The organism is Burkholderia sp. GbtcB21, assembly GCF_019091065.1.
GTDB classification, from domain to species: Bacteria; Pseudomonadota; Gammaproteobacteria; order Burkholderiales; family Burkholderiaceae; genus Burkholderia; species Burkholderia pyrrocinia_C.
On the sequence record NZ_JAGXKA010000022.1, the window covers coordinates 64941 to 81705 of the forward strand.

Annotated in this window: 18 protein-coding genes; 11 read left to right on the forward strand and 7 right to left on the reverse strand. The window is 70.2% G+C overall.

Going from position 1 to position 16765, the window contains the following annotated elements:
* Positions 1–32: 32 nt before the first annotated feature.
* The 5 genes from KVT39_RS32820 to KVT39_RS32840 all read right to left on the reverse strand — a co-directional run bounded on the left by KVT39_RS32820 (position 33) and on the right by KVT39_RS32840 (position 4392).
* Positions 33–794 (reverse strand): M48 family metalloprotease, encoded by a 762-nt coding sequence (locus KVT39_RS32820; RefSeq protein WP_034179029.1) that lies wholly within the window; start codon positions 792–794, stop codon positions 33–35.
* A gap of 198 nt (positions 795–992) precedes the next feature.
* Positions 993–1775, reverse strand: a complete 783-nt coding sequence (locus KVT39_RS32825) for a glycosyltransferase family 2 protein (protein WP_034179030.1) — start codon at positions 1773–1775, stop codon at positions 993–995.
* 125 nt (positions 1776–1900) lie between these two features.
* Positions 1901–3217: an endoribonuclease L-PSP gene (locus KVT39_RS32830; protein WP_217591020.1), complete on the reverse strand. Its 1317-nt coding sequence runs from the start codon at positions 3215–3217 to the stop codon at positions 1901–1903.
* An 87-nt stretch (positions 3218–3304) separates the two neighbouring features.
* Positions 3305–4021 carry a 3-oxoacyl-ACP reductase FabG gene (fabG, locus tag KVT39_RS32835; RefSeq protein ID WP_217591021.1) on the reverse strand — a complete coding sequence of 239 codons (717 nt, stop codon included), beginning with the start codon at positions 4019–4021 and terminating at the stop codon, positions 3305–3307.
* 110 nt (positions 4022–4131) lie between these two features.
* Complete coding sequence (locus KVT39_RS32840) at positions 4132–4392, reverse strand: phosphopantetheine-binding protein (protein ID WP_034179433.1); 261 nt, start codon at positions 4390–4392, stop codon at positions 4132–4134.
* A gap of 571 nt (positions 4393–4963) precedes the next feature.
* Between KVT39_RS32840 and KVT39_RS32845 the strand changes: the two genes are divergently transcribed.
* The 10 genes from KVT39_RS32845 to KVT39_RS32890 all read left to right on the forward strand — a co-directional run bounded on the left by KVT39_RS32845 (position 4964) and on the right by KVT39_RS32890 (position 15334).
* Positions 4964–5623, forward strand: coding sequence for a membrane protein (locus tag KVT39_RS32845; RefSeq protein WP_034179434.1), 660 nt, complete (start codon positions 4964–4966; stop codon positions 5621–5623).
* 64 nt (positions 5624–5687) lie between these two features.
* A complete protein-coding gene (locus tag KVT39_RS32850; RefSeq protein ID WP_217591022.1) occupies positions 5688–7442 on the forward strand; it encodes an acyl-CoA synthetase family protein in 1755 nt (584 codons plus the stop codon).
* Positions 7439–8416, forward strand: a complete 978-nt coding sequence (locus tag KVT39_RS32855; RefSeq protein WP_105391379.1) for an acyl-CoA synthetase — start codon at positions 7439–7441, stop codon at positions 8414–8416. Before KVT39_RS32850 ends, KVT39_RS32855 begins: the two co-directional genes overlap by 4 nt.
* Entirely contained in the window at positions 8413–9057 is a 645-nt protein-coding gene (locus KVT39_RS32860) for an outer membrane lipoprotein carrier protein LolA (protein WP_105391378.1), read from the forward strand. Before KVT39_RS32855 ends, KVT39_RS32860 begins: the two co-directional genes overlap by 4 nt.
* Positions 9057–11519: an MMPL family transporter gene (locus tag KVT39_RS32865; protein WP_217591023.1), complete on the forward strand. Its 2463-nt coding sequence runs from the start codon at positions 9057–9059 to the stop codon at positions 11517–11519. Before KVT39_RS32860 ends, KVT39_RS32865 begins: the two co-directional genes overlap by 1 nt.
* On the forward strand, positions 11516–12406 hold the full coding sequence (locus KVT39_RS32870; RefSeq protein ID WP_217591024.1) for a polysaccharide deacetylase family protein: 891 nt from the start codon (positions 11516–11518) through the stop codon (positions 12404–12406). The genes KVT39_RS32865 and KVT39_RS32870 overlap by 4 nt, the downstream gene beginning before the upstream one ends.
* Before the next feature lie 63 nt (positions 12407–12469).
* Positions 12470–13681: a beta-ketoacyl-[acyl-carrier-protein] synthase family protein gene (locus KVT39_RS32875; protein WP_217591025.1), complete on the forward strand. Its 1212-nt coding sequence runs from the start codon at positions 12470–12472 to the stop codon at positions 13679–13681.
* 8 nt (positions 13682–13689) lie between these two features.
* Positions 13690–14505: a beta-ketoacyl synthase chain length factor gene (locus KVT39_RS32880; protein WP_217591026.1), complete on the forward strand. Its 816-nt coding sequence runs from the start codon at positions 13690–13692 to the stop codon at positions 14503–14505.
* On the forward strand, positions 14505–15008 hold the full coding sequence (locus tag KVT39_RS32885) for a hotdog family protein (RefSeq protein ID WP_217591027.1): 504 nt from the start codon (positions 14505–14507) through the stop codon (positions 15006–15008). The genes KVT39_RS32880 and KVT39_RS32885 overlap by 1 nt, the downstream gene beginning before the upstream one ends.
* On the forward strand, positions 15005–15334 hold the full coding sequence (locus KVT39_RS32890) for a hypothetical protein (RefSeq protein ID WP_217591028.1): 330 nt from the start codon (positions 15005–15007) through the stop codon (positions 15332–15334). Before KVT39_RS32885 ends, KVT39_RS32890 begins: the two co-directional genes overlap by 4 nt.
* A 70-nt stretch (positions 15335–15404) precedes the next feature.
* Here KVT39_RS32890 and KVT39_RS32895 read toward each other — a convergent pair whose 3' ends face one another.
* Positions 15405–15611, reverse strand: a complete 207-nt coding sequence (locus KVT39_RS32895; RefSeq protein WP_034179041.1) for a hypothetical protein — start codon at positions 15609–15611, stop codon at positions 15405–15407.
* 109 nt (positions 15612–15720) lie between these two features.
* Entirely contained in the window at positions 15721–16464 is a 744-nt protein-coding gene (gene phbB / locus KVT39_RS32900) for an acetoacetyl-CoA reductase (RefSeq protein ID WP_217591029.1), read from the reverse strand.
* A 55-nt stretch (positions 16465–16519) separates the two neighbouring features.
* Here phbB and KVT39_RS38145 point away from each other — a divergent pair.
* Positions 16520–16765 (forward strand): hypothetical protein (locus KVT39_RS38145; protein ID WP_254640714.1); only part of this gene is annotated, 246 nt, incomplete at its 3' end.

The following is a 16765-nucleotide window of genomic DNA, read 5'->3' on the forward strand; positions in this document are numbered from 1 at the left end:
TCGCCGGCGTCGGCCGGCGAGCGGCTGCGCGATCAGCTGCCCTTCGCGATGCGATCCTCGATGTGCTGCGCACGGCTCGTCGACGACGGGTGCGAGCTCATCATCGAGCTCTGGCCGCCATCGAGCTTCGCCAGCTTCTGGAATGCGGTGACGAGGCCCTTCTGGCTCATGCCCTTCTGCTTCATCAGGTCGAACGAGTAGTCGTCCGCCGCGCTTTCCTGCGTCTGCGAGAACTGCGCGTTGATGAACTTCTCGGTGATGTCGCCGAGCTGCGAGCTCGTCAGCGCCGCCACGCCCGGCGATGCCGCACCGGCCGCGCTGCGCGCCGCGCTCACCGCGTACGCCGTCTGCATCGCCTTCTTCGAGTGACCCAGTGCAACGTGGCCCATTTCATGGCCGATCACGCCGCGCAGTTCGTCGTCGTTCATCATGTCCATCAGGCCGCTGTACACGCGCACGCAGCCGTTGCCCATCGCCCACGCGTTGACGTCCTTGGTCACGTACACCTTGTAGTTGACCTTCTGGCCGTTCAGCGTCATGTCGCCGAAGCCCTTCATCACCTTCGTCAGGCGCTTCGAATACGCGCTGTTCGCCGGCGCGATCTTCGATTCGGCGTCGCTGGACTTGCACGAGTCGTTCGACAGCGCGGCGATGTCCGAATCCGACAGCGTCGCTGCCTTGAACAGGTTCGTCCCCGCCGACGTCAGGCTGTTCGCGTCGAGGCTCTGTACCCCGCCACACGCGCTCAACAGAAACGCCACGCCACACGCTGCCACCGCTTTCTTGAGTTGCATCCCGGATCCCTCGATAGTTGTATTTGGGAGCGGCGATTTTGCATAATCCGGCAGAAAATTACCAGATGTTTACATCCGATGACACCTTAATTACTCACATGATTGAAGCGAAGCGGCGATTTTCAGCGGAATTGAAGATCAAAACCGAAGCAATCGCCGCGAGCGGGCGACGATCGGGACGGAAAACGGGCGCGTCGCTCAGGCCGCCTGGTCGCGGCGGCGCGTCAGCCGCCGCGCGACCAGCATCGGCAGCCGCACCGCGAAGCCGGCGAAAAGACGCAGGTGCATCCATACAAGCAGCGCATTGTCGCGGCCGTAGTGGAAATGCGACACGCCGCCCTCGTGCCGGCCGAAGTAGCGCACCGGCGCGTCGATGCGGATCGGACGCACGCCGGCCCAGCACAGCCGCACGGCCGCTTCGGGATCGAAGTCGAAGCCGCGCATCCACGGCTGGCGCCGCATGATCGCGGCGAGCGGCGCGACCGGATACACGCGAAAGCCGTACAGCGAATCGCCGATCCCGGCCCACAGCGTCTCGAGGTCGGCCCAGGCGTTCGACAGCCGGCGCCCCTGCACGCGCAGCTGCGGCGCGCTCGCGTCGAACTTCGGCACGCCGAGCACCATCGCATCGGGCGCGGCCTGCGACGCGGCCATGAAAGCGGGAATCAGGTCGGCCGGATGCTGGCCGTCGGAATCCATCGTCAGCACGTGCGTGAAGCCGCTCGCGGCAGCCGCGTCGAGCCCCGCGAGCACTGCCGCGCCCTTGCCGCGGTTCTCCGGCAGCACGATCACGCGCAACCCGGGATCGTGCTCGGCCATCGCCTGCAGCCGCTCGGCGCTGCCGTCGGTGCTGCCGTCGACGACGACCCACACCGGATTCCACTGCGCGCGGGCATTGCGCACGGTCGTGTCGACCTTGGCGCCGGGGTTGTAGCTCGGAATCAGGACGAGGTGGGTGGACGAGGCGTGCAGCTTGGACATGGGAACGGCCGATTGCGAAGACAGGGATCCTGACAAAAGTTTATGACTTGCCGGCGACTGGCGGCAGGCTTCGTCGACGCCGCCCGTATGCGGTGCCGGTTGCCGGATCGTGAGGTTCTCCCGCTTCATGACAGCCGCTCCACTGCGTGCCCCGCGCTCGCCTCGATCTCGACCAGCAGGTCGTCGCGGCATACATCCGCATGGACGAAGAGCGGCCGCACGCCGGGGCCGGCCGCATCGCGCAGCACCCGATCGATTTCGGCAAGCGCCGCGGCATCGCCAGCATCGCGCACGTAGACGCGATAGCTCAGGTCGGCAAGCGAGAACGGGCCATGCCCCTGCCGCGCGGCCTGCTCGAGCACGGCCGCGAGGTTCGCGACCGTCTCGCGCGTTTGCGCGACGACGTCGCCGGCATGAACGGTGCGATGCCCGACGATGCTCGCGGTGCCGGATACGAACAGCACCGGCGCGGCGCCGCCATTCGCCCAGGCGGCTGCACGCGCGAACGTCGGCGCACGCGGGCCGTATTGCGCCGGATAGTGATACGCGCTGACCTGGCGCGGGTTCTCGACCGGATCCGCGGGCGTGCGGCTCGCGATGAAATGGATCGCGAGCGGCGCGGCCGGCGATGCGTCGCCCGCGACCGGCACGACCGAACCGAGCGCGCACGCGGCCGGCACGCCGCCCGTCAGTGCGCGGCGGCACGCGTCGAAGGCGTGCTGACGGCCGATATTGAACTGACGATAGCGCTCGATCCCGAACTGCACGGCATTGATCGCCGGCACGGTATTCCAGATGCGCAGCGGATGCGGCATGCCGAGCGTATCGAGCACGTCGAACAGCGTGCGATATGCATCGTGCGTCGCGCGTTCGAGCGGCGTGCCGCCGTCGCGCTGCACGTCGTGCACGTCGTGCGTTTCGTGCGTTTCGTGCACGACGATGCTGCCGAACACGAGCCCCGCCGCTTCGCTGTAGCGATAATGCAGCGCACCGCGCCGTTCGCTGCGCAGGTCGCGCGCATCGCATTGCCAGATTTCGCAGACGGCATCGCCCGGTGCGACGCCCGCGCCGAGCAGCGCCATCTGCACCGGTGCAACCGGCAGGTCGGGCACGGCATCGGCCAGCATTCGTGCCGCCGCATCGACGTGCGATTCTGCGTTCGATTCGTCCTGCGATCCGGCCGCGCCGATGCACACCGCGCCCAACGCGCCGGGAAACACGCGGTCGATTCCATCGCCACGCATGCGCGCATCGTGCAGCAACGCGGCGAGCCGCGCATGACTCATCTGGACGAGCCGCAGTGCGCGGTCGCCACCGTGTGCGAGCGGCGCGCCCGATCGCGATGCGTCCGGCCCGCCGGCCGCCTGCCCGCGCGCGACCGGCGCGGTGGCTGACGACAGGGAACACGGGCGCCGTTCGGCGTCGACTGGATGCACGGACACTTCGATTTCCTCACTATGCGGCGCAGGCCGCGCGACAACGCGGCCGGCATCGCGTTGCGCGACGTCAGGCCGACGCCGCGCGTTTCGTCATGCGAGCCCGCCGTTGACGGACATCACCTGCCCCGTCACATAGGCGGCGGCGTCGGACACCAGATACGCGACCATCGCCGCGACTTCGTCGGGCCGGCCCGCGCGCTGCGCGGGCACGAGCTGCTTGATCCGTTCGGCGGGAAACGCCTGTTCGGCCATCGGCGATTCGATGATGCCGGGCGCGACCGCGTTCACGGTAATGCCGCGCGACGCAAGCTCCAGCGACAGCGATTTCGTCGCGCCGATCAGCCCTGCCTTCGCGGCCGCGTAATTGACCTGCCCGCGATTGCCGGTCACGCCGGCCACCGATGCGATGTTGACGATCCGCCCGCGTCGCGTGCGAATCATCGGCAGCAGCAGCGGCTGCGTGACGTTGAAAAAGCCGTTGAGCGTCACGTCGATCACGCTGTGCCACTGCCGACGCGACATGCCGGCCATCGGCGCGTCGTCGTGAATGCCGGCGTTGTTGACGAGGATCTGCACCGGCGCTTCGTCGGCGAGCGGCACCAGCGCGGCGAGCGTCGCGTCGGCGTCGGTCACGTCGAACGCGATCGCGCGCGCGGTGCCGCCGGCCGCGACGATCTGCTGCGCGACCGCCTCCGCCTGCGCGAGATGGCGGTTCGCATGGACCCACACTTCATGGCCGGCCTGCGCGAGCGCCATGCAGATCGCCTGCCCGAGTGCGCCGCTGCCGCCCGTCACGAGCGAGCGCATCGAATTGCTCCGTTCATCGCGTTTCACCTCGATCGACGCGGCGGCGCATCGTCTGCCGATCGCCGCCGCATACCGTCATCACCTGCGCGTCGCGCCCGTGCGCTGCGCCGTCACTTCGTACGATGCGCGGCGACGTACGCGGCCAGCGCGCCGAGCGTCGCAAAGATCTTCTGGTTGTCCGGATTGTCCGAGCGCAGTTCGAAGCCGTATTTCTTCGAGATCAGCAGCGCGATTTCCAGGATGTCGATGGAGTCGAGCCCGAAACCTTCGCCGTACAGCGGGGTTTCGACCGTCACTGTTTCGAGCGGGACGTCTTCGAGATTCAGTTCGCCGATGATCAGCGTGGCGAGCTCTTGTTCCAGTGCGTTCATCATGCGTGCGAGCAGGCGGCCAATGGCAGCGGGAGGCGCCCGGAAACGGCAACCGTCGTGCACGCCCGGCGCGTGCAAATCTCCGTCCCTCCGGCGTCTGCCGGCGTCCCCGCCTGCGTTATTTGGGGATCGTTTGTAAAAGTTACGCGGATTCTAGACGATGGGTATCGGGCCGTATACGGGGAATGGTTACAGACTGGCGAGCCGGCGCCGCGGCCCGTTTCGTGACACGAATGCACGAGACGCTTGAGCCGCTTTGGATGGAAATGGACCGACCCCGCGAAACCGTTCGTCCGATGCCATACAATCGGTTACAAAACCCGCACACGCCCGCCCCGAACACGCCGTGCCACGGCCCTAAAATGGGCGCACTCGACTACCGGCCCCGACCCGCGTTCCGGCCGCCATTCATATGATGTTTGACGGCCCGACCACTGCGTTCAGCCACGATCCGCCCGATGTCTCCAGTCATGCCGCGTCCGTCCTTCCGCTCCGTTCCGGTTCGCCCGTCCGTCTGCCGCCGCCCGGCGGCCGCCGGCGACGCCAGCCCACGCCCGCACGGAGGCCGCCGATGAGCAGGCTGCTGTCCATCGCGCGCGGCGTCGCCGCGGTCGGCGCCGTGGCGGCCTACCAGGCCGGCGCGCACTACGCTGCCGCGACGCCCGGCGCGCACGGCTTCGGCCTCGCGATGGCGCTCGTGCCGCCGCTGCTGCTCGCGCTCGGCGCGGCGCTGCGCTCGCCGCGACGTGCATGGTTCGTGCCGGCGTGGCTGCTGGCCGCCGCCGCACTGTGGGCCGCGCGCGCGCCGCTCGCGCAGCACTTTGAATGGGGCCTGTATCTGGAACACGCGAGCTTCAACGTCGCGATGGCGCTGCTGTTCGGCCGCACGCTCGCGGCAGGCGAGGTGCCGCTGTGCACGCGCTTCGCGACGATGGTCCACGGCCACGGCGCGGTCACGCCGGCCATTGCGCGCTATACGCGGCAGATCACGCTCGCGTGGACGCTGTTCTTCGTCGCGATCGCCGCCGTGTCGACGCTGCTGTTCGCGACCGCGCCGATCGTCACGTGGTCGACGTTCGCGAACTACCTGTCGCTGCCGCTCGTCGCCGTGATGTTCGCCGCCGAGCATGCCTGCCGGCGCTTCGCGCTGCCGCACGAGCCGCGGCCGCGAATGATCGAAGCTGTGCGCGCGTATCGCGCGACAACCCACGCGTCGCAGGCGTCACGATGAATTCACGGCCGGCGCGGCGCCGCAATGCGGCCGCGCCGGCCTTCGCTCCCGTTTTTACCGATTTATGCCGACTCACCCGCTGGTATTCCATTCGTCGCCGGACCAGACGATCGCCTGGCGCGACGGTGCGCCCGTCACCGTGCGCGCGTTCGTCGCCGACGTCGCGCGCGTGGCCGCCGCGCTGCCCGCCGGCGGCCACGTGTTCAACGTGTGCCGCGACCGCTACCGTTTCGCGGTCAGCCTGTGCGCGGCGCTCGTCTCCGGCAGGGTCAGCCTGCTGCCGTCGACGCACACGCCGGAAATGGTCCGCCAGCTCGCGTCGTTCGCGCCCGATGCGTTCTGCCTGCACGACGCGCCCGACTGCGCGATCGACCTGCCGCGCTTCGCGTATCCCGACGCCGCCCCCGGCGACCTCGCCGACGATGCGCCGTTCGCGGTGCCGCAGATCGATGCGGCGCGGATCATGGCGTACGTGTTCACGTCCGGTTCGACCGGCGCGCCGGTGCCGCACCGCAAGACCTGGGGCTTCCTGGTCGGTTGCGTGCGCGCGGCGGCCGACCGCCTCGGGCTGCTCGACGGTCGCGCGGCCACGCTGATCGGCACGGTGCCCGCGCAGCACATGTACGGCTTCGAATCGACGGTGCTGCTCGCGCTGATCGGCGGCCTCGCGTTCAGCAATCGCCAGCCGTTCTACCCGGTCGACATTCGCGACGAACTCGATGCGATCCCGCAGCCGCGCGTGCTCGTCACGTCGCCGATCCACCTGCGCGCGCTGCTGTCGGCCGGCCATGCACTGCCGCGCGCGGCGCTCGTGCTGTCGGCCACCGCGCCGCTGTCGGAAAAGCTCGCATGCGAAGCCGAGGCCGCGCTCGACGCACCGCTCGTCGAGATCTACGGCAGCACCGAGACCGGCCAGATCGCGACCCGCCGCACGTCGCAGGGCGCAGCGTGGCAGCTGTTCCCGGGCATCCGGCTCGACGCGCGCGACGAGCCCGCAAGCGACCACACGGGCGACGACGGCGGGCCGACCGTCTGGGTGTCGGGCGGACACGTCGAGGCGCCCGTGCCGATGGGCGATGCGCTCGAACTGCTCGGCGACGGCCGCTTCCTGCTGCACGGCCGCAAGGCCGATCTCGTCAACATCGCCGGCAAGCGCACGTCGCTCGCGTACCTGAACCATCAGCTCAACGCGATTCCGGATGTAGTCGACGGCGTGTTCTTCATGCCCGACGAAACCGCGGCCGCGCACGCCGACACCGGCCTCGAACCGGTCACGCGCCTCGTCGCGCTCGTCGTCGCGCCGACGCTCGCTGCCGCCGATCTGCAGCGCGCGCTGCGCGAGCGGATCGATCCCGCGTTCATGCCGCGCCCGCTCATGTTCGTCGATGCGCTGCCGCGCAACGAAACGGGCAAGCTGCCGCGCGACGTGCTGGCCGCGCTCGTTGCACGACACCCGCGCGCCGCGACCGCACCGCTGCCCGCACGCGACGCGGCCGACGCACCCGCGCTCGCGTTCACGATTCCCGCCGACCATCCGGCGCTGCCCGGCCACTTCCCCGGCCATCCGGTCGTGCCGGGCGTCGTGCTGCTCGATCACGCGATCCACGCGATCGGCGCGGCGCTGAACCGCCCGATGCACGCTTGGCGGCTCGGCTCCGCGAAATTCCTGAGCCCGGTCGCGCCCGGCGAGCCGCTCGATCTCGCGTTCGACGCCTCGGCCAGCGGCGCGATCCGCTTCACGCTGCGCGCCGGGTCGCGCGATGTCGCGACCGGCGTGCTGTCCGCGCCGCCGGCCGTGCAGGACGGTGCCCAGCCATGAAGCGCACCGCGTGGGCCGAACGCCAGGAGCGCAGCAACGCGGGATTGCTGCGCGCGATGACGTGGATCTCGCTGCGCTTCGGCCGGCAGCGTGCGCGCATCGTGCTGCATCTGATCGCGACGTATTTCGTGCTGTTCTCGCCGGTTGCGTGCGCCGCGTCGCGCGACTACCTGCGTCGCGTGCTCGGCCGCCCCGCACGCTGGCGCGACGTGTACCGGCACGTGTTCACGTTCGCGGCGACGATCCACGACCGCATCTATCTGATGAACGGGCGCTTCGACCTGTTCGACATCCGACTGCACGGCGAAACGCTCGTCGACGATGCGCTCGCCGGCGGACGCGGCGCGTTCCTGATGGGTGCGCACCTCGGCAGCTTCGAGGTCGTGCGCGCGATCGGCCGCACGCACCCGGACCTGCGCGTCGTCGTCACGATGTACGAGAACAATGCGCGCAAGATCAACGCGACGCTCGCCGCGGTGAATCCGGCCGCGACGCCGGAAGTGATTCCGCTCGGACAGGTCGACTCGATGCTGAAGGTGCGCGAGCGCCTCGACGCGAACTGCATGGTCGGCATGCTCGCCGACCGCACGCTGCGCGACGACGCGGCCGCGTCGCTGCGGCGGCTGCCGCTGCTCGGCGCGCCGGCCGCGTTCCCGCTCGGCCCGCTCTACATGGCCGCGATGCTGCGACGCCCGGTGATCTTCATGACGGGCCTCTATCGCGACGGCAATCGCTACGACGTGCACTTCGAGACGCTCGCCGATTTCTCCGACGTGCGGCGCGACGCACGCGCGGCGGCCGTCGACGCGGCACTCGCGCGCTACGTCGCGCTGCTCGACAAGTACTGCCGAGCAGCGCCGTACAACTGGTTCAACTATTTCGATTTCTGGCAAGTCGGCGACGCCGCGGCCGCGCGCCGCGACGCTGCGCGCGCCGCTGCCGACCTGCCCGCCACGAGGGATTCCGACGCATGACCGCCGTTCGCCGCTTCCTGCTCCCGTTCCCGCTCGCGCTGCACCGCGGCGCCCGCTTGCTCGCCGCAACCGCCGCCGCGATCGCACTGGCCGTGCCCGCGGCGCAGGCAGCCGACACGGCGTCGGCCTGGAACCTCGACCGGCTGATGTCGACGCTCGCGCAGCACAAGTCGGGGCGTGCGACGTTCACCGAAACGAAGTACCTGTCGATCGCCACGCAGCCGGTCGAATCGTCCGGCGAACTCGTGTTCGTCGCGCCCGATCATCTGGAAAAGCACACGCTGAGCCCGAAGCCCGAGCACCTCGTCGTCGACGGCGACATGCTCACCGTCGAGCGCAACAACCGCAAGTACACGCTCGCGCTCGCGCGCTATCCGGAACTCGGCGCATTCATCGACAGCATCCGCGCGACGCTCGCCGGCAACCGCTTCGCGCTCGAGCAGGTGTACAAGGTCGCGCTCGCCGGGCGCGGCGACGACTGGACGCTGACGCTCACGCCGCTCGACTCGCGGATGCTGAAGGTGGTCAGCACGATCACGCTCGACGGCACGCGCGACGTGTTGCGCGGCGTCGCGATCCGGCAGGCCGACGGCGATCATTCGGTGATGCGCCTGCAACCCGTTCCGGCGAATCCGAACTGATGGACGAACACACGCGCCCTTCATCGTCACCCGTCACGCGCCGCCTGCACGCGTTGCGGCAGCGCGCGGTGCTCGTGTGGCTGCTCGCGCTCGTCGCGTGCGGCGTCGCGATCGGCCGCGCGCACTTCACGGCCGACCTGTCCGCGTTCCTGCCAAACTCGCCGAGCGCCGGGCAGCGCGTGCTCGTCGACCAGTTGCGCGACGGCATCGTGTCGCGGCTGATCCTCGTCGCGATCGACGGCGGCGATGCAAGTACGCGCGCCTCAGTGTCGCGGCGCATCGCCGGCACGCTGCGCACCGATCCGCAGTTCGCGGCGGTTAACAACGGCGAAGCCGCGAACGACGCGCGCGACCGGCAGTTCATCTTCGATCACCGCTACCTGCTGAGCCCGGCGGTCACGCCGCAACGCTTCAGCGCCGACGGCCTGCACCAGGCGCTCGGCGACAGCCTCGACCTGCTGAGCTCGTCGGCCGGCCTCATGGCCAAGGCGATGCTGCCGCGCGACCCGACCGGCGAAGTCGCCGCGCTCGTCGACCAGCTCGACAGCGCGGCGCAACCGGCGAGCCGCGACGGCGTGTGGACGTCGCACGACGGTACGCGCGCGGTGCTCGTCGTGCAGACCGCCGCGGCCGGCTCCGACACCGACGCGCAGGCGCGCGCGATCGACACGGTGCGCCGCGCATTCGCCGCCGCGACGCAGGCCGTGCCGAACGCGGCCGCGACCACGCTCGCGATGACGGGCCCCGGCGTGTTCTCGGTCGACATGCGCGACACGATCCGGCACGACGTCGAGCGGCTGTCGACGGCGAGCGTCGTGCTGATCGTCGCGCTGCTGCTGACGCTGTACCGCTCGCCGCGCACGCTCGCGCTCGGGTTGCTGCCGGTGCTGACGGGCGTCGCGGCCGGGATCGCGGCGGTCAGCGTCGCGTTCGGCACGGTCCACGGGCTGACGCTCGGCTTCGGCACGACGCTGATCGGCGAAGCCGTCGACTATTCGATCTACCTGTTCGTGCAATCGGCGCAGACCGGCATGCGCGGCACCGCTCGCCCGGCCGATGCGACGCGCGCATGGCTCGCCGCGTACTGGCCGACGATCCGGCTCGGCGTGCTGACGTCCGTGTGCGGTTTCGCGTCGATGCTGTTCTCCGGATTCCCGGGCCTCGTGCAGCTCGGGCTGTATTCGATCGCCGGGCTGACGGCCGCCGCGCTCGTCACGCGCTTCGTGCTGCCGCACCTGCGCGGCGAGCATGTCGCGATCCGCGACGTGTCGCGCGTCGGCGCCGTGCTCGCGCGCGCGGCCGACGCCGCGCCGCGGCTGCGCTGGCCGCTCGCCGCACTGGTGGTCGCCGCGTGCGCGACGCTCGTGCTGCATCGCGACGGCCTGTGGAGCCGCGAGCTCGCCTCGCTCAGCCCCGTGCCGGCGCGCGCGCAGGCGCTCGACGCGCGGCTGCGCGCCGATGTCGGCGCGCCCGACGTACGCTACCTCGTCGTGATTTCCGCGCCGACCGAGCAGGCCGCGCTCGAAGGCGCCGAAAAGGTCGCCGCGCAACTGCAGCCGCTCGTCGACCAGCGCGCGCTCGCGGGTTTCGAAAGCCCCGCGCGCTACCTGCCGAGCGACGCCGCGCAGCACGCGCGCCAGGCAAGCCTGCCCGATGCGGACGTGCTCGCCGCGCGAATGCGCGACGCCGTCGCGAACCAGCCGATCGCGGTAAAGCCCGACCTGTTCGCACCGTTCATCGCGGATGTCGAAGCCGCCCGCCACGCGCCGCTGCTGACGCGCGCGGACTTGCGCGGCACGTCGATGGCGCTCGCGGTCGATGCGCTGCTGACCGAACGCGACGGCCGCTGGAGCGCGATGCTGCCGCTGCGCGCGCCGGACGCCGCACGCGCGGCGCAAGGGTTCGACGCAACGCCGGTACGCACGGCCGTCGCGCAAGCGGGCGTGCCCGATGCGCTGTTCGTCGACATGAAGGCCGAAGCCGATCGCCTGTACGTGAGCTACGTGCACGAGGACATCCGGCTGTCGCTCGCGGGTTTCGCGGCGATCGCCGTGCTGCTGCTGATCGCGCTGCGCTCGCCGCGCCGTGCCGTGCGCGCGCTCGCGCCGCTCGTCGCGGCCGTGCTGGTCGTGACGGCCGGCTTCGCGCTCGCCGGCGTGCAGCTGACGATCCTGCACCTCGTCGGCATGCTGCTGATCGTCGCGGTCGGTTCGAACTACGCGCTGTTCTTCTGCAAGCGCGACGACGCGCAGCCCGTCACGCCGTACACGCTCGTGTCGCTGCTGATCGCGAACCTCGCGACGGTCGCAGGCTTCGGGCTGCTGGCGCTGTCGCACGTGCCGCTGCTCGAAACCTTCGGGCTGACCGTCGGCCCCGGCGCGATGCTCGCGCTCGCGTTCGCGGCGATACTCGCGCCGCGCGCCGCGGCGGCCGGCGATCGTCGTCAACGGAGCCAGGCATGAACGCACCATCGTCCGTTCCGCCTCGACAGCCCGGCCAATCCGGCGCGCGCCGCTGGAAGCCGACGCCGCTGATCGCGGGCACGGTCGCGCTGCACGCGGGCGCGGTCGCCACCGTCGTCACGCAACCGGCCGCATGGCCGTGGGCCGTCGGCGGCGTGGTCGCGTCGCATCTCGCGCTGACCGCCGCCGGCCTGTGGCCGCGCAGCACGCTGCTCGGCCCGAACTGGACGCGCCTGCCGGCCGGCGCCGGCCGCCGGATCGCGCTGACGATCGACGACGGCCCGGACCCGGACGTTACGCCGCGCGTGCTCGACCTGCTCGATCGTTACGACGCGCGCGCGACGTTCTTCTGCATCGGCGATCTCGCGCGCCGTCATCCGCGCTGGATCGAAGCGATCGTCGCGCGCGGTCACGCGATCGAGAACCACAGCCAGCGGCACCGGCACTCGTTCTCGCTGTCGGGGCCCGCCGCGCTGCGGCGCGAGATCGCGGCCGCGCAGCAGACGCTGACCGAGATCGCCGGCACGCGTCCGCTGTTCTTCCGCGCGCCGGCCGGCCTGCGCAATCCGTTTCTCGAACCGGTGCTGTGCGAACTCGGCCTGCAGCTTGCGAGCTGGACGCGGCGCGGCTTCGACACGCGTGCGCACGACGCCGCGACCGTCACGCGCCGCCTGCTGCACGGCCTCGCACCGCGCGACATCCTGCTCGTGCACGACGGTCACGCGGCACGCGACGCGCGCGGCGAACCGGTCGTGCTCGACGCACTGCAAGCGGTGCTGCGCGCAGCCGCCGATGCGCAACTGCACTGGACCACGCTGCGCGCGGCGCTCGTGCCCGAACCGCCCGGCCAGCCGGGCGTTCCGGCACCCCCGTTTGATAAAATCTGAACTTGAACGGCGCGCCTGCCAGCCCTGCTGCGGCGCCCGTTCCGGCCACCGGATGCGACCCTCGTGAAACCTCTCCTGCTCTCGCACTTCACCGCCACCAGCTGCATCGGCCGCGGCCTCGATGCGACCCTCGACGCGCTGCGCAATGCCCGCGGCGGGCTCGCGCCGTGCGACTTCGAGCGTGCGGATCTCGACACGTGGATCGGCGCGGTGGACGGCGTCGACGAGCAACCCGTGCGCGCGGACCTCGCCGACTTCGAGTGCCGCAACAACCGCCTCGCGCAGCTCGCCCTCACGCAAGACGGCTTCGACGCCCGCGTCGCGGCGGCCGTCGCGCGCCACGGCGCGGCGCGCGTCGGCGTGTTCATCGGCACGAGCACGGCCGGCATCCTCGAGACCGAACGCGCGTACCAACATCGAGATCCGGCGAGCGGCGCGCTTCCCACCGACTTCCACTATGCGAACACGCACAACCCGTATTCGGTGGCCGCGTTCGTGCGCACGTATTTCGCGCTGCGCGGGCCGGCGATGGCGATCTCGTCCGCGTGCTCGTCCGGCGCGAAGGTATTCGGCTCCGCGCGCCGCATGATCGAGGCCGGGTTGATCGACGCGGCCGTCGTCGGCGGCGTCGATTCGCTGTGCCTGACGACGCTGTACGGCTTCAACTCGCTCGAACTGCTGTCGCGCCTACCGTGCCGGCCGTTCGACGTTGCGCGCGACGGCATCTCGATCGGCGAGGCCGCGGCATTCGCGCTCGTCGAACGCGTGCCCGAACCGCCCGGCGCGCTCGACGGCAATGCGATCCTGCTGCTCGGCATCGGCGAATCGAGCGATGCGCACCACATGTCGTCGCCGCATCCGGACGGGCTCGGCGCGCGTGTCGCGATCGAGCAGGCGCTCGCGTCCGCGGGCCTCGACGCGAACGACATCGATTACGTGAACCTGCACGGCACCGCAACGCCGAGCAACGACGCGGCCGAAAGCCGCGCGGTCGGCGCGCTGCTCGCGCGCACGCCGTGCAGCTCGACGAAGGGCGCGACCGGCCACACGCTCGGCGCGGCCGGCGCGCTCGAAGCTGTAGTCGCCGCGCTCGCGCTGCGCGAGCAGTTCGTGCCGGCCGGCGTCAACACGACGCAGCCCGACCCGGCGCTCGCCGCCGACTACGTGCTCGCGAGCCGCGATACGCGCGTGCGCACCGTGCTCTCCAATTCGTTCGGCTTCGGCGGCACGAATTGCAGCCTGATCCTCGGCCGCGCCGGCCACGTACGCCGTTGAGGCCCGACATGACGCTCACTGCCTTCATCGAAAGCATCGGTCTCGTCGGGCCGGGATTGAACGACTGGCCGCACGCGGCCGACGTGCTCGCGGGCCGCACGGCCTATGCGAGCGCACGCACCGTGCTGCCGCCGCCGGCCGGCCTGCCGTCGGCCGAGCGGCGCCGCACGGGCCCCGTCGTGCGCGTCGCGCTCGCGGTCGGCCACGAAGCGGTCGCGGCAAGCGGACGCGATGCGGCCACGCTCGCGACCGTGTTCAGCGCGTCCGGCGGCGACGGCCAGAACTGCCACGCGATCTGCGAAACCCTCGCCGGCGACGATCGCCAGCTGTCGCCGACGCGTTTCCACAACTCCGTGCACAACGCGCCGGCCGGCTACTGGAGCATCGCGACCCGCGCGATGGCGACGTCGAACGTGCTGTGCGCGCACGACGGCAGCTTTGCCGCGGGCCTGCTCGAGAGCCTGTGCCAGGTCGCGGTCGATCGCATACCGACCCTGCTGATCGCGTACGACACCGACTATCCGGAACCGCTGCGCACGGTGCGGCCGATCGACGACGCATTCGGCGTCGCGCTCGTATTCGCGCCGGAAGCGAGCGCGCGCACGCTCGCCCGCATCGACGTGCAGCTCACCGACGCGCCCGCTACGACGCTCGCGAATGCCGGGCTCGACGCACTGCGCGCCGGCAATCCGGCCGCACGCGTGCTGCCGCTGCTCGATGCGCTGGCCGCAGGGCGTTCGACGCGCGTCGTGCTCGACTACCTGGCCGATACGCGCGTGCAGGTAGACGTCGCGATGCCGGACGCCTTCGCGGAGCGCACGTGATGGCCGCGACGATCGCGTTGATGCCGCCGCTCGACCACGCGTGGATCGCCGCGCATATTCCGCACGGCGGCACGATGTGCGTGCTCGATACGGTCGATGCGTGGGACGCCGAACGCATCCGCTGCACCGCGACGAGTCACTGCGATCCGCACAACCCGCTGCGCTCGCACGGCCGGCTCGCGTCGGTCTGCGGCATCGAATACGCGGCGCAGGCGATGGCCGTGCACGGCGCGCTGCTCGGTATGCAAGAAGAACGTCCGCGCGCCGGCTATCTGGCGAGCGTGCGCAATGTCGACGCGTTCGTCGATCGGCTCGACACGTTCGACCTGCCGCTCACCGTCGACGCGGAACGCATGAGCGGCGACGGCCGCTCGGTGCTGTACGGCTTCGCGCTGCGCTGCGGCGATCGCGTGCTGCTGACCGGCCGCGCCGCGGTGATGCTCGACGCATCGGCGGCCCGCACGTTTGCCCCGCCGCCCGCCGGCAATTCGAATCCTCGATGAAGAGACTTACACAAGGAAACCAGGTCGTGAAAGTTCGTCAGTTCATTGGCACCGCACTCGTTCTGGCGCTGCTCAGCCCGATCGCGCATGCGGACATTTCGGAAGTGAAGCAGGACATCAAGCGCGATTCGAAGGAAGCCGCGCACAAGACGGGCGAAGCTGCACGCAGCTTCGGCCACGCAACCGCGAGCGCCGCGAAGGCGGTCGGGCACGGAGTCGCACACGCGTCGCGCGAAGGCTGGGATGCCACCAAGCGCACGACGAAGCGGATCTTCCACAAGAACGACTCGAGCGAGTCGGGTGGAAAGAGCGAAAAGAGCAATTGAGCACGCGCATCGCGCGCATCACCGACTGCATGCGCGCGATGCGTGACCGTTCGTCAGTCGCGACGCCGCGTTACCGCGCGCCGCGCATGCGGCGTGCCGGCCTCGCCGGCCTGCGAGCGAAGCACTTGCCGTACGCGACGAACCAGCAATCGCGATGATCGAAGTTCCGCAGCAGCCGCGCGCGGCGCCGCTCGAGCCAGTAGAGCGAGATCGCCATCGTCAGCGCGACGGCCAGTGCCGAGCCGCCGATCGCGAGTCCCATCCAGGTTTCACCCATGCCTTCTCCGGAATGCGAGGCCGAAGCGGCGCGCCTGCCGCCGCTCCGGCACTGGATATAGCGGAACGCGGCCCGAAACGCGTGCGAACGCGGCCCGGGCCGTCGCGCGTCAGTGCATGTGCTGGCCGCCGTTGATCGCGATGTTGGAGCCCGTCACGAAACCGGCCTCCTCCGAGCACAGGTAAGCGACCAGCGCCGCGACTTCCTCGGGCTTGCCGAGCCGGCCCGCCGGAATCTGCGGGAGGATCTTCGTGTCGAGGATGTCCTGCGGGATCGACGTGACCATCTTCGTCGCGAGGTAGCCAGGCGACACCGTGTTCACCGTCACGCCCTTGCGCGCGACCTCGAGCGCGAGCGATTTGGTGAAACCGTGCATGCCGGCCTTCGCGGCCGCGTAGTTGGTCTGGCCGACCGAACCCTTCGAGCCGTTCACGGACGAGATGTTGACGATGCGACCCCAGCCGCGCTCGACCATGCTTTCGCAGACGGGCTTCGTCATGTTGAACACGGAATCGAGGTTCGTTCGGATCACGGCATCCCAGTTCACCTTGTCGAGCTTGCGCAGCGTCATGTCGCGCGTGATGCCCGCGTTGTTCACGAGAATGTCGACCGGGCCGACGTCCCGCACGATCGTCTCGATGCATTGCCGGCACGAATCGTAATCGGCCACGTCCACCGGGTACGCAAGGAACTCGCGGCCGGCCGCGTGCATCTCGGTCAGCCAGCGGTCGGCGCCGGTGTTGTTCGGCGAATACGTGACGACTACCCGGTGGCCAGCGTCGTTCAACCTGATGCTGACCGCTTCGCCGAGACCGCCCATTCCACCTGTCACAATTGCAATTCGCTTAGTCATCCTATAAATTACCGACAAAAAAGTAATCGATGAATGCGGGGCGACGGCATCGCACATGCTGCCGCCCCACCGCTTCGATGCGCAGCCGCCCGCGTCGCGGGCACGGCGCGCACCGGAACATCGCGCTTGTTGTTGGCTGCTTGTCGTGCGCGACAACCGCTTCGCCCGCCCGCGGCGCCGGCCGGCGCCGCCTGCGGGTCGTGTTTTCAGCCCCGGCTCAGACGCGCTCGACCGCGAGCGCGACACCCATCCCGCCGCCGATGCACAGCGACGCCAGCCCGCGCTTCGCATCGCGCTTGGC